Here is a 13,083-nt window from a genome sequence, read left to right on the forward strand (position 1 = left end):
CGCGCGATGGTGGAAGGGACCGAAACCCCTACGGCGACGGAGGCGCGACGTGCGCTACCTCGAAGTGGACGGATTTCCGCGGGTGAGTCGGATCGGACTGGGCACGTGGCAGTTCGGCTCCCGGGTGTGGGGCTACGGCGACGCGTACGCGTCGGTGACCGCCCACGCGCTGGTCGGCCGGGCCCTCGAACTGGGGGTGACCCTGTTCGACACGGCCGAGATCTACGGGCTCGGGCGCGGCGAACGCATCCTGGGCGAGGCGCTGGGAGCGGACGCGGACCGGGTCGTGGTCGCCACCAAGTTCGTGCCCGTGTTGCCGGTGACCCCGGTGGTGCGCGGCCGCGCGTATCGCAGCATGGCCCGGTTGGGCCTGGACCGGATCCCGCTCTATCAGGTCCACGTCGCCAATCCGCTGGTGCCGATGGACACGGTCATGGGCGCGCTGGGCGCGTTGCAGGACGAGAAGGTGGTCGACGAGGTCGGGGTGAGCAATCACGACCTCGCCCGGTGGCGCCGGGCGGAGCACGCGTTGGGCCGGCGGGTGCTCTCCGACCAGGTCGAGTTCAGCCTCGCGGCGCCCGGAGCGCTGCGCGATCTGGTGCCGTGGGCCGAGCGCAATCGACGCCTGGTGATCGCGCACACCCCGCTGGCCCGGGGCCTGCTCGGGTCGCGGTACGACGAGTACAACCGGCCGACCGGGTTCCGCGCGCACAGCACGCTGTTTCGGCCGGAGAACCTGCGTCGGGCCGGCCCGCTGCTGGAACTGCTGCGCGAGGTGGCGGTCGGGCACGACGCCACGCCCGCGCAGATCGCGCTGGCGTGGACGCTGCATCGGGGGCCGGTGGTGGCCATTCCGGGGGCGTCCACGATCGAGCAGTTGGAGCACAACGTGGCGGCGGCGGAGATCGACCTGGGCGAGGAGGAGTACCGGGCGCTGACCGCGCAGGCGGAGGTCTTCGCGCCGTTGCGGGGGCCGGCGGCGATGCGTGGGCGGGTTCGGGGCGGGGCGCGGGCACGGTAGGGAACGGCAGGGCGGCGCGCCGTCGTCGGATCGGACCGTCGCGTGCCGTGCGGCGTGTGCCGATCTCCGTCCTTGGCGGTGGGGCCGGTCGATCTTCGATGGCCTGTTTTGTCAAGGTCGGTATGCACAGTGGCCGATTTATGCACAGGCAATCGGTGTGTGCCGGAATCCGGTCGGGGACCGCCGCAGGCTCGCCGCATGAACGACACCGATGGTTTCGATCGCACGCCCTTCGTGGTGATGTCCCCGCAGTCCGTCCTGCGGGTGCGCTCGCCCGCCGATCTGGTGGAGGCCGTGCCCTATCTGATCGGGGTGCGGCCCACCGACAGCGTGGTGCTGCTCGGCATCCTGCCGGGGGAGCGCAGTCGGGTCGGCCCGGTACTGCGGCACGACCTGCCACCGCCCGCCGACTTCGAGCAGGCCGCGGACCACTTCGCGCGGCTGCTGGCGCGCACCGGCGCGCGGGGCGTGGCCGTGGCGATGTACGCGGACGGCGCGGAGCCGGCCGGGTCGGCGGCAGCGGGCGCGGCCGGACCGGCGCCGGCCGTCGAGCGGCTGCGGCCACTGCACACGGCGATCGCCCGCGCCTGCGCCGACCACACGATCGAGGTGCGCGAGGCGGTGTGCGTGACCGCCGAGCGCTGGTGGTCGTACGGCTGTACGGACGCCGGCTGCTGCCCGCCCGAGGGCACCCCGCTGCGGACCGGGCGCGACTCGACGGTGGCCGCGACGGCGGTCTGGGCGGGGCTGCCCGAGCCGGTCTCGTTGGCCGAACTGGTGCGCCGCTTCCGCCCGCCGGAGTACGCGATGCGCGAGTTGATGATGCGGGCGTACACGAGTGCGAAAAGCGATCCGAAGGCATACGCGGTGGAGCGCACGTTGACCGCGCTGACCGGTCACCGGGCCCGGTTCCGGGCCGGCGACACCACGATCGAACCGGCCGAGGCGGCGCGGCTGGTGCTCGGGTTGGGCGACGCGCGGGTGCGCGACGAGGCGATGGCCTGGCACGGCGAACAGCCGGGCGACGCCGACGACGCGGCGCTCCTCGCGCTGTGGACCGCGCTGGCCCGCCGGGCCTTCGCACCCGCCTCCGCTCCGCCGCTCACCCTCGCCGCCTGGGCGGCCTGGACGATCGGCGACGGCGTACTGGCCCGGGTCGCGGTGGCCGGGGCGTTGCGGGCGGACACCGGATACACGATGGCGCGGCTGCTGCACTCGGCGATCAACAGTCCGCTGAGCGCCGCCGAGGTGCGCCGAAGGATCTTCCGCGATGCCGTGACCAACCGGGCGCCGTGACCGTTGGGGGTCCGGGGGGCAACGTGTCGACCGGCCGGTGGACGTCGGGAGCGACGGGCCGCCCGGCGTGCCGCCGACTCCGGTGCGGGTGGGTCCGGTTCCCGGCCCCGCGCGAGACCTCACGACAGAAGCGGGAGACGAGAGCGGTGACCGTGAGCACGATGCCACACCCCGTCGCGCACGACGCACTCGTCTGTGTGGACGCGCCCGGCATGGCGATCAGTGGGCGCGACGGACAACTGCGCGGGCACGGCGTGTTGGGCGTCTACCACGACGGGCGGCGCACGCTCTCGCGCAACGTGCTCACCATCGGCGGCACCGAACCCGAACCGCTGTCCGGGCACGTGGTCGCGGCGGGCGCGGTGCGCTACCTCGCGATGCGCCGGTTCGCCGCGGACGGCACACCCGACCCCGCGCTGGTGGTCGAGCGCACCCGGTACGCCGACGGTCGCGAGCGGCTCGTGGTGCGCAACACCGGCCGTCGAGCGTTGTGCTTTCCGGTCGAACTGGCCCTGGGCACCGACCTGATCCCACTCGCCGCGCTGCGGGCCGGACACCGACCGGTCGAATTGCCCGCCCGGGTGGCCGCGGCCGGCCTGGGGTGGAGCGCGCCGGACGGGATGACCGTGCGGGCGAGCGCCGAGCCCGCGCCGGACACCGCGCTGGCCGCCACCGCGACGCTGCGCTGGGAGGTCGACCTGGAGCCGGCCCGCTCGTGGGCGGTCGAACTGCGGGTGGTCGCCGAGCCGGCACCCGGCCGACCCGGTCCGCGCGCCTTCGTGGGCCAACCGCCGTGGACCGAACCCCGGGTGCGCTGCGACGACGTGCGGGTCGCGGCCTGGGTCGAGCAGGGGCTGCGCGACCTGCGGGCGCTGCTCGTGGTTCCCGATCCCGATCTGCCGACCGCGCCGCTGCCCACCGCCGGCGCGCCGTGGCAACTGGCCCCCACCGGGCGCGACGCGCTGTGGACCGCCCGGATGTTGCTGCCGCTGGGGACCCGCTTCGCGAGCGGCGTGCTGCGGTTGCTGGCCGCGCGCCAGGGGGTGCGCTCGCAATCGCGCGACGGCGAGGAGCCCGGGCGGATCCCGCACTCCCTGGGCCGGGTCGGCGAGCGGCCCCGCTACGACTGCGCGGGCTCGACCGCGCTGTTCGTCACGCTGTTCGGCGAGGCCTGGCGCTGGGGGCTGCCGGCCGCCGAGACCACCGCGCTGTTGCCCGCGCTCGTCCGCGCGCTCGGGCACCTGTCCCGCACGCTGGGCGAGCGACCCGGCGATTTCGTGCGCCTCGGTCCCGGGGGGCCCGCGCCGTGCGAACTCCAGGCCCAGACCTACCAGGCCGCTCGGCACGGCGCGGCTGTGCTGGACGCGTACGACCTGCCGGGCGGCGAGGCGCTGCGCGAGCGGGCCGAGCACCTGGGCGTTGCCTTCCGCAAGGCGTTCCGGGCCGAGGACGCGGCGGGGGAGTTCTATGCCGCGGCGCTGGATCCCGCCGGCCGACCGATCAGCGTGGCCTCGTCCGCGATGGCCCACCTGCCCGGCAGCGGCATCCTGGACGACACCGGGAATCGGGCGGTGGCCCACCGGCTGACCGCGCCCGACCTGGACTGCGGGTGGGGGCTGCGGGCCACCTCGGCCCGGACCCCGGGCTACCACCCGCTCGGCGCCCTGGGCGGCGTGGTGCGCGCCCACGACACCTGCGTGGCCGCCGCGGGGCTGGCCGAGGCGGGCCATCTCGACGCCGCGCAACGGTTGTTCGCCGGCCTGCTGCACGCCGCGCCGTGGTTCCAGTACCGACTGCCGGAGATGCACGCGGGCGAACAGCGCGTGGACGGCCACGCCCCGGTGGCCCACCCGCTGGCGTGTCGCCCGCTGGCGCGCACCGCCGGAGCGATCCTGCCGGTCCTGGTGGCCTTCGCCGGGATCCGCCCGGACGCGCCGGCGGGCCGGATCACCGTGCGGCCCGCCGGCGCGCTGGACGTCGGCGAACTGGAACTGCGCGATCTGCGGGTCGGCGGCGAGCCGTTCACGGTCCGGGTCAACCGGGCCGGGCAGGCGATCGTGGAGGAGGCCGCGGCGGGCATGCAACTGGCGATCTGAACCGGACCGCCCGGTGACGCGACGCCACCACCCGCCTGCGCGCGGTATGCCGATCTTCCCGAATCCGTTTTATCGTCAGCCAGACAGCTAGTGCCCTCCGGGCACTAGGATCGCCCCATGCCGCGCTCCGAGACCTCGCTCTTTCCGCCCTTCGGAGTCACCGTGGATCTCGTCGTCCTCACGGTGCGCGAGCACGCCCTGAGTGCCTTGACCATCCGCCGGGGCGAGCCGCCGTTCCAGGGCGCGTGGGCACTGCCGGGCGGCTTCGTGCGCGAGGGCGAGGGCCTGGAGGCCGCCGCGGCACGCGAACTCGCCGAGGAGACCGGCCTGGACCGACTGCCGGTGCACCTGGAGCAGCTCGCCACCTTCGGCGAACCCGGCCGCGACCCCCGGATGCGCGTGGTCAGCGTCGCCTACCTGGTGCTGGCCCCGGATCTGCCCGCCCCGCGCCCCGGCGGCGACGCGGCCGGCGCGCGCTGGTCCTCGGTCGGCGAACTGCTCGGCGACGGCAGCCGGCTCGCGTTCGACCACGGACAAATCCTGGAGGACGGCGTGGAGCGGGCCCGCTCGAAGATCGAATACTCGTCGCTGGCGGCCGCGTTCTGCCCGGAGGAGTTCACCGTCGGCGAGCTGCGCCGGGTCTACGAGGCGGTGTGGGGCGTCGCCCTGGATCCGCGCAACTTCCACCGCAAGGTCACCGGCACCCCCGACTTCCTGGTGCCGACGGGCGGCACCACCACCCGCCAGGGCGGCCGGCCCGCCCAACTGTTCCGCCGCGGCTCCGCGGAGAAGCTCAACCCGCCGATGTTGCGCCCCGAGGCCTGACCGGGCGGGCCCGACCCGACCTCGCGCCACCGATTCGTTCGGCCCCCGTTCGTTCGTCCCCGTTCGTTCGGCGCCCGTTCGTTCAGCCCTGGCCGCCCAGGTCGAGCCCGCCCGCGTCGTAGGCGAGTTGCGCGTCGCGGCTGCGGTGTCGACCGAGCAGCGCGAGCAGCTCCACCACCCGCGGGCGCAGCGCCGGCCAGCCCGCGGCGCCCTGCGCGCCCTGGGTGATCCCCGCGACCAGGTCGTCGAGGAGCACGCCCAGCCGGGCGTGTTCACCCCGCAGTCGCCACACCGCGGGTTCGAACCGGGGATCCGCGTGGCGCACCTCCTCGTAGAGACCGCCGGGGCCCTCGGTGGCCGCGACGTGTTCGTACAGATCGGCCCGCAACTGCCGCAGCCCCGCGCACAACGCGGCCACCCGGCGCGGGCCCGCCCTGTCGGCGACCAGACCGTCACGGACGATCAACAGCGCGTCGTCGAGGTCGCCCCGCCTGCGGCGGACGGCGTCCAGGACGCCCGGATCGGGAAGAGACATGCCGACCTCCAGGGGCGGGACTCGGCGGTATCTCGATGGTCCTCCAGGACCCGGCGGCCTGTCCAGGTTCGGCGGACTTTTCCGCAGCTCGCCGGTACCGGAGTAAATGCCGGGAAAATTATGGTTTTGCCGGTATGTTGCCAAAAATCCATAGATCTCCCACAGCCGGGGTGACGAGGAGCGATGGCGATGGCGATGATCCAGGCACGTGCGCTGACCAAGAGATACGGCGGCATCGTGGCCGTCGACGACCTGTCCTTCGACGTACTCCCCGGCAAGGTCACGGCACTGCTCGGGCCCAACGGCGCGGGCAAGTCGACCGCGCTGCGGCTGATGCTCGATCTCGAACGCGGCGGGGGCGAGACCCGGTACGACGGTCGGCGCTACCGCCGCCTGCGCCGACCCGGCGCCGAGGTCGGCGCGTGTGTGGGGCCCGGCGGCGCACACCCGGGCCGGCGGGTGCGCGCGCACCTGGCGATGCTCGCGGCGGCCGGCCGGATCCCGTCCCGCCGGGTGGGCGAGGTGCTCGACCTGGTCGGGCTGACCCCGGTGGCCGGTGCCCGGACCAGGGTGCTCTCGGCGGGCGCGCTCGGCCGACTCGCGCTGGCCTCGGCCCTGCTCGGCGACCCGGGCACGCTGATCCTGGACGAACCCGCGACCGGTCTGGATCCGCAGGGGGTGCGCTGGTTGCGCGACTTCCTGCGCGCCTACGCGGCGGAGGGCCGTACGGTCCTGGTCGCGGGGCACATCCTGGCCGAGACCGCGCGGTGCGCCGACCGGGTCCTGGTGATCAGTCGAGGTCGCCTGGTCGCGGACGAGTCGGCGACCGACTTCCTGCGCCGGGGCGTGCGGGCGGGCGTGTCCGTGCGCACTCCGCAGGTCGCCCGGTTGTCCGCGCTGCTGCGGGCCGAGGGCGTGCACACCACCCGCCCCGGCGGCACCACGCTCACCGTGCTCGGCGCCGACCGGGCCAGGGTCGGCGAGATCGCCTTCCGCGGCGGGATCCTGCTGCACGAGTTGGCCGAACGCGAGCCCGGGGTGGGCGACGCGTTCATCGAGGCGATCGCCAGGCGGCACGAGAGCGCCCGGGCCGACGCCGACGGCACGGGCACCGAGTCGCCCGCCGAGCCCCTCTCGGCGGCCCGGCCCACCGAGGAACTCGCCGTCCCCGGCACCGACCCCGCCCGCGTGGCGGGGGTGGACCCGGCGACGCCCACCGCGACGGCACTCCTGGAAGCCCCGACCCGGCTCGACCCGGCACCCCTCGTCGACGGCCGCGTCGACTTCACCGCCGAGCCGGGATCGACCCGCCCCGGACCGACCCGGCTCGGACCGACACAACCGTCACCGGCCGAGCCCTACCCGGGCCTGCCGGGACACCCGGAACCCCGGCCGACGCCGACGCGCCAGGCCCAGGCACCGCCCGCGGCCGAACCCCGGCTCGCCGACCCGCGAGCGCACGCCGCGCCGGAGGTCGGACTCGGCTCCGCGCGCGCCGCCTCGACCGAGCCGCACCAAGGCCTCGACCGCGGCATCGCCCAGGGCACCGACCACGACATCCACCGTCGCGCCGACCCGCACGCCGCGCCCTCCGGCGCGGCACACCCGCGCCGAGTCGACACGATCGCCGACGGGGTCGGCGCCGATGGCGGCGTCGGTGCCGGCGCCGGGGTCGGCGTCGGGATCGAGCCGGATCCGGGCGAGCCCCCCGCCGCACTGCCGCCGAGGCGCAGATTCGCCCGCACCTGGCGCTCCGCCGGGCGCGCCGAGCAGACCGACGAGGTGAGAAGCGCATGAGCGCGATCCGATACGAACTCAGGCGGGCCCGCAGCCTGCGCGCGACCTGGTGGGGCGTGCTGGGCCTGCTCGCGCTCGGCGCGGGCGCGACCTGGGTGGCGGCCCGCCAGGCCGGCGCCGTCCCGATCGGCTCCGGCGAGGTGGCCCACCTGGTCACCGCGGGTCCGGGTCGAACGCCGGTGCTGGTCCCGGCGATCATGCTGATGACGGCTCTGGCCTGCGCGCGCGAGCAACGGCGGGACGCGCTGCCGACGTTGCTGCTCGCGTTGCCCCGGCGCGGTCGGGTGTTCCTGGCCAAGGTCGTCGGCACCGCGCTCGCGGCCGTGGTGCTCGCGGCCCTGGCGGTGGGTGCGAGCGTGGGCACCGCCCGCGCCGTGTTCGGCCCCACCTTCCCCGACCGCGCGGCGATCGAGGCCCCCGCGCCCCGGATCCTGGCCGGATTCGCGACCTACGTGCTGCTCGCCGCCGTGCTGGGCCTGGCGATCGGCACCCTCTCGCGCGGCACCGCGCTGGTCGCGGTCGCCGCCGCGGCGCTGCCCGCCGGGGCCGAACGACTGATCGCGGCGGCGATCGAGGCGGGTGTCCCGGAGGCGCATCGGGACCTCGTGCGCTACCTCCCGTTCCGCGCCGCCGACCGCATGCTCGTGGTCTCCGACGGCGGCGGCCTGTCGCCGGTGACGGGCGGCGCGGTGCTGGCCGGCGTCACCCTCGTACTCACCGTGCTCGCGATGATCACCTTCGTTCGCCGCCGGGCCTGAGCGATGCCGACGGACGTCACACTTTCGGACGATCGACCCGCAAGGTAGATCACCCTTTCGTGTGTTTTTCAGCCGAGAGCGGGTTTGCTGCTCAAGCCCGACCCGTTCGAGGCCGAGATGGAGAGCGTGAGTATCGCTGCCCATCAGACAATGACCCACGCCCCGGCGAGCGGCTCGGCCGACGCGTTCCGCGCCGGCGAGCCGGGCGCCGCCGGCACCGACCCGATGTCCCGCCGGCCGTACGTGTGGGACGGACCCGACCTCGAACCGGCCCGCGCCGTGCGCAAACCCGGCGTCGGTCGAGGCCGCGGCCTGCACGGCCAACTCGTCCAGCAACTCGGCCAGATGATCGTCGCGGGCGAGGTGGGCGCCGAACGCCCGCTGGTGCCCGAGGAGATCGGCCAGCGCTTCGAGGTCTCCCGGACCGTGGTGCGCGAATCGCTCCGGGTCCTGGAGGCCAAGGGCCTGGTCAGCGCCCGGCCCAACGTCGGCACCCGGGTGCGCCCGGTGAGCGACTGGAACCTGCTCGACCCCGACGTGATCGAGTGGCGCGCGTGCGGCCCGCAACGCGACTCGCAGCGCCGCGAACTGTTCGAACTGCGCTGGGGCATCGAGCCGCTGGCCGCGCACATGGCCGCGTGTCGCAACCATCCCGAGATCGTCCGCCGGCTCGCCGACGTCGTGGAGATCATGCAGCGGGCGGTCGCCCAGCCCGACCCGTTGACCTTCAGCCGCGCCGACGCGGAGTTCCACGGCCTGCTGCTCCAGGTCGCGGGCAACCGCATGCTCGACCACCTCGCCGGCATCCTGGCCGCCGCGCTCCAGGTGTCCGGTGGCCACGTGGCCGGCTGTGAGCACCTGTCCGAGGCGTCCGTCGCGCTGCACGCGCGCCTGGTCGACGCGGTCGCCGCCGGCGACGGCGAGAGCGCCGAGGCCGCCATGCGCTCGCTGCTCGCCGTACACCCCGAAGTGGATCGCCAGTTCCCCGCTCCCCGCGAGGGCTGATCGGCGGCCGAGGGACCAGTGGTACCCGAAGCCGAGGACACGCACGCATCGCCCCTTCGCCGGCCCGTCGCACGGGTCGACGAAGGGGCGCGTGTATGTCCGACCCGCCCGATTTCGCGACGTACGGAGAGTTCGGGCCAATCCTCCCGGGGAGGGGGTTCGCGTGCGTACTCTCGATATCTGACTCGCCGGCCCGGAGTTGCCAACAGGTGGGGTTGTGAGGCAATGAACGACGACAAGGTCGGATGCGAGCGGCCCGCTGTGCTCGACGCGGCGCTGCTGGCCACCTTGACCAGCCAGGGATCGACGGCATTCGCGTTCTACGACCGGCGGTTGCACTGTCGTCGGGTCAGCGACGCGCTCGCCCGGCTGGCTCGGCGCTCGGTCGAGGACCTGCTCGGCCGACGTCCCGGCGAGGTCTACCCGCCGGCCCGCGCCCGCCGGATCGAGGCGACGATGACCCGGGTGCTCACCCGCGGCGAACCGTACGTCGAGACACACGTGAGCCGCGACCACGGGGATCCCGCCGACCGGGTCGGTTCGAGCCGCGGGGACGCGCGCGAACGGGCGTACGAGTCGCAGTGGTTGCCGGTGCGCGACCCGGACGAGGACACCGGACCGGTGATCGGCGTGCTTTTGGTGGTGCGCGACATCACCGAGCAGCGGCGCTGCGAGGACCTGCTGCGCTCCAGCCAGTGGCGCACCGCCAGACTCCAGGCGATGACCGCGCGGATCGCCGGCACGCTCAGGGTGCCCGAGGTGGAGGAGGCGGTCGGCGAACTCGGCGTCGGCATCGCGGCGGCCCGCTCGGAGGCGTATCTGCTCGACGAGACGGCGCCGGTGTACCCGTGGCCGAACGTGCCCGCGCAGCGCACCGTCACCCGCCGGCGCGGCCTGCCCGCGCACTGGTCGGCGGACCTGGTCACCGCGGTGACCGACGGGATCGCCCGGTACGTCTCCCACGACGGTCCCGGCGCCTCGCGGGTGATCCTGCCGCTGGTCGGCTCCGGCGCACCGCTGGGCGTGTTGCGCTACACCTTCGACGACGGACGCGTGTTCGACCCGGACGACCGGATCTTCCTGGAGGCGTTCGCCGGGCAGTGCGCGCTCGCCATCGAGCGCTCCCGGCTCTACGAACGCGAGCACCGCACCGCCGTCGCCCTGCAGCGCAGCCTGCTGCCCGAGCGGTTACCCGCGGTGCGCGGTGTCGAGTTCGGCTACCGCTATCTGCCCGGGGCGCCCGACTTCGAGGTCGGCGGCGACTGGTACGACGTGTTCCAACTGCCCGACAAGCGGGTGGCGATCGTGGTCGGCGACGTGATCGGCAAGGGCCTGACCGCGGCGGCCGGCATGGGCCGGGTCCGCTCGGCGCTGCGCGCGCTCGCCTTCACCGACCCCGAGCCCGCCGCCGTACTCACCGGCCTGGACCGGCTGTTCACCGCGACCGAGGACGACGAGTCGCTCACCACGCTGGTGTACGCCGTGATCGACCCGGCGACCGGGCTGCTCGTCCTCGCCGACGCGGGGCACCTGCCGGTGGTGGTCGTCTCCGCCGACGGCAAGGCCAAACTCGTCGAGATCGGCGAGGAGTCGACGCCGCTGGGAGTCGCCGAACACCGGACGCAGCACACCATCCGACTGGATCCGGGAGACATCCTGATCGGCTTCTCGGACGGCCTCGTGGAGACCCGGGGGCGCGGCATCGACGAGGGTCTGGACGACCTCGTGGAGGTCGCCCGGGGGGCCAACGGGGGCCTGGAGGCGCTGTTGACGAGCATCCTCGACGGACTGCTCGGCGACCGGGACCGGGACGACGACGTGACCATCCTGGGGGTGCGGATCACCGGGGACGTGTGAGAGGGATCCCTCACACAGGGTGTGGCGCGTGCCGCAAGAGGGAATCGTGTGAGCTGCGCCACCGAACGGGTGCGTAACACTTCTCCGCCTGGCCCGATGAGTACGAAGGTGGCAGCCGTTCGGGAATAGCAAAACAAGCCGATGCGCTGACTTCGAGTGCAACCGGTTTGCCGGAACCACGCTGTCCGCCCGAGTGTCGTTCGCTTGGCGGCGCCTGCCTGTTCACCAGGCCGTGACGCCGTCCAGATCGTCGAGAGGTTGTTTGTGTCGGCCAGCACATCCCGTTCGCTCCCGCCCGAGATCGCCGAATTCGTCAACGTGAAGTCGTTGATCGAGCGGGGTGAGGCCCAGGGGTACATCGCCAGCGACGAGGTGCGCCAGGCGTTCGAGGCCGACCAGATTCCGGCCACCCAGTGGAAGAACGTCCTGCGCAGCCTCAACCAGGTCCTCGACCAGGAGGGTGTGACCATCATGGTCAGTGCCGCGGACTCGGCGGCGCCCAAGCGCACCCGCAAGAGCGTGGCGGCCAAGAGCGCCGCCAAGCGCACCGCGACCAAGACCGTCGTCTCCAACCGCGCCTCCACCGCGGTCACCGTGACGGCGGAGGCCGAACCGGTCACGCCCGACGAGAGCCCCGCGCCGACCGCCGTCGCCCAGGCCGCCCCGGCGGCGCCCGCCGCGCCGCGCAAGAGCGCCGCGAAGAAGACCGCCGCCGCCGGCGCCGCCAAGAAGGCCGCGCCGAAGAAGGCCGCCGCGAAGAAGACGGCCGGCAAGGCCGGTGAACCCGACGCGGACGCCGAGGAGTTGCCCGACGAGTCCGAGGTCGTGGTCGAGGACGCGGTGCCCGACGAGCCGGAGAGCAAGGGCTTCATCCTCTCCGACGACGAGGACGACGCCCCCGCGCAGCAGGTCGCCGCGGCGGGCGCCACCGCGGACCCGGTCAAGGACTACCTCAAGCAGATCGGCAAGGTCCCGCTGCTCAACGCCGAGCAGGAGGTCAACCTCGCCAAGCGGATCGAGGCCGGCCTGTTCGCCGAGGACAAGCTGGGCTCCGGCGACAAGTTGCCCCCCAAGCTCCGGATGGAACTGGAGATCATCGCCGAGGACGGCCGCCGGGCCAAGAACCACCTCCTCGAGGCGAACCTGCGCCTGGTGGTCTCGCTGGCCAAGCGCTACACCGGTCGCGGCATGCTCTTCCTGGACCTGATCCAGGAGGGCAACCTGGGTCTGATCCGCGCGGTGGAGAAGTTCGACTACACCAAGGGCTACAAGTTCTCCACGTACGCCACCTGGTGGATTCGCCAGGCGATCACCCGGGCCATGGCCGACCAGGCGCGGACCATCCGCATCCCGGTCCACATGGTCGAGGTGATCAACAAGCTGGCCCGCGTGCAGCGCCAGATGCTCCAGGACCTGGGCCGCGAGCCCACCCCCGAGGAGCTGGCCAAGGAACTCGACATGACCCCGGAGAAGGTCATCGAGGTGCAGAAGTACGGCCGCGAGCCGATCTCCCTGCACACCCCCCTGGGCGAGGACGGCGACAGCGAGTTCGGCGACCTGATCGAGGACTCCGAGGCCGTGGTGCCGGCCGACGCGGTCAGCTTCACGCTGCTCCAGGAACAGCTCCACTCGGTGCTCGACACCCTCTCCGAGCGTGAGGCGGGCGTGGTGTCGATGCGCTTCGGGCTCACCGACGGCCAGCCCAAGACGCTCGACGAGATCGGCAAGGTCTACGGGGTCACCCGTGAGCGGATCCGCCAGATCGAGTCGAAGACCATGTCGAAGCTGCGCCACCCGTCCCGCTCCCAGGTACTGCGCGACTACCTCGACTGAGCGGGGATCGTCGCACCGCGCAGGGAGGTCACCGGCCCCGGATACACCATCCGGGGCCTT

The 13,083-nt window shown here is 73.7% G+C and carries 10 protein-coding genes; 9 read left to right on the forward strand and 1 reads right to left on the reverse strand.

Features of this window, described 5'->3' with window-relative positions; genetic code table 11:
* Positions 1-49 precede the first annotated feature (49 nt).
* From ACWCPW_RS31170 to ACWCPW_RS31185, 4 genes are all read left to right on the forward strand, one after another.
* Positions 50-1,021, forward strand: a complete 972-nt coding sequence (locus tag ACWCPW_RS31170; RefSeq protein ID WP_449764903.1) for an aldo/keto reductase — start codon at positions 50-52, stop codon at positions 1,019-1,021.
* A 198-nt stretch (positions 1,022-1,219) separates the two neighbouring features.
* Positions 1,220-2,317, forward strand: coding sequence for a DUF4192 domain-containing protein (locus ACWCPW_RS31175; protein WP_449764904.1), 1,098 nt, complete (start codon positions 1,220-1,222; stop codon positions 2,315-2,317).
* Between the two features lie 161 nt (positions 2,318-2,478).
* Positions 2,479-4,413, forward strand: coding sequence for an amylo-alpha-1,6-glucosidase (locus ACWCPW_RS31180; RefSeq protein WP_449764905.1), 1,935 nt, complete (start codon positions 2,479-2,481; stop codon positions 4,411-4,413).
* 117 nt (positions 4,414-4,530) lie between these two features.
* Positions 4,531-5,238, forward strand: coding sequence for an NUDIX hydrolase (locus ACWCPW_RS31185; protein ID WP_449764906.1), 708 nt, complete (start codon positions 4,531-4,533; stop codon positions 5,236-5,238).
* Between the two features lie 82 nt (positions 5,239-5,320).
* On the opposite strand, the gene ACWCPW_RS31190 is transcribed toward ACWCPW_RS31185, so the two are convergent.
* Positions 5,321-5,773: a hypothetical protein gene (locus tag ACWCPW_RS31190; protein ID WP_449764907.1), complete on the reverse strand. Its 453-nt coding sequence runs from the start codon at positions 5,771-5,773 to the stop codon at positions 5,321-5,323.
* 189 nt (positions 5,774-5,962) lie between these two features.
* Here ACWCPW_RS31190 and ACWCPW_RS31195 point away from each other — a divergent pair, with 189 nt between their 5' ends.
* From ACWCPW_RS31195 to ACWCPW_RS31215, 5 genes are all read left to right on the forward strand, one after another.
* The gene (locus ACWCPW_RS31195) at positions 5,963-7,570 is read left to right on the forward strand and encodes an ATP-binding cassette domain-containing protein (protein WP_449764908.1); all 1,608 of its coding nucleotides are present in this window, start codon (positions 5,963-5,965) and stop codon (positions 7,568-7,570) included.
* Entirely contained in the window at positions 7,567-8,328 is a 762-nt protein-coding gene (locus tag ACWCPW_RS31200; RefSeq protein ID WP_449764909.1) for a hypothetical protein, read from the forward strand. Before ACWCPW_RS31195 ends, ACWCPW_RS31200 begins: the two co-directional genes overlap by 4 nt.
* Positions 8,329-8,478: 150 nt before the next feature.
* Positions 8,479-9,333 carry a FadR/GntR family transcriptional regulator gene (locus tag ACWCPW_RS31205; protein WP_395869307.1) on the forward strand — a complete coding sequence of 285 codons (855 nt, stop codon included), beginning with the start codon at positions 8,479-8,481 and terminating at the stop codon, positions 9,331-9,333.
* Between the two features lie 225 nt (positions 9,334-9,558).
* The gene (locus tag ACWCPW_RS31210) at positions 9,559-11,190 is read left to right on the forward strand and encodes a SpoIIE family protein phosphatase (RefSeq protein ID WP_449764910.1); all 1,632 of its coding nucleotides are present in this window, start codon (positions 9,559-9,561) and stop codon (positions 11,188-11,190) included.
* Between the two features lie 258 nt (positions 11,191-11,448).
* Positions 11,449-13,023 carry an RNA polymerase sigma factor gene (locus tag ACWCPW_RS31215; RefSeq protein ID WP_449764911.1) on the forward strand — a complete coding sequence of 525 codons (1,575 nt, stop codon included), beginning with the start codon at positions 11,449-11,451 and terminating at the stop codon, positions 13,021-13,023.
* Positions 13,024-13,083: the final 60 nt, after the last annotated feature.

The organism is Embleya sp. NPDC001921, assembly GCF_053594475.1.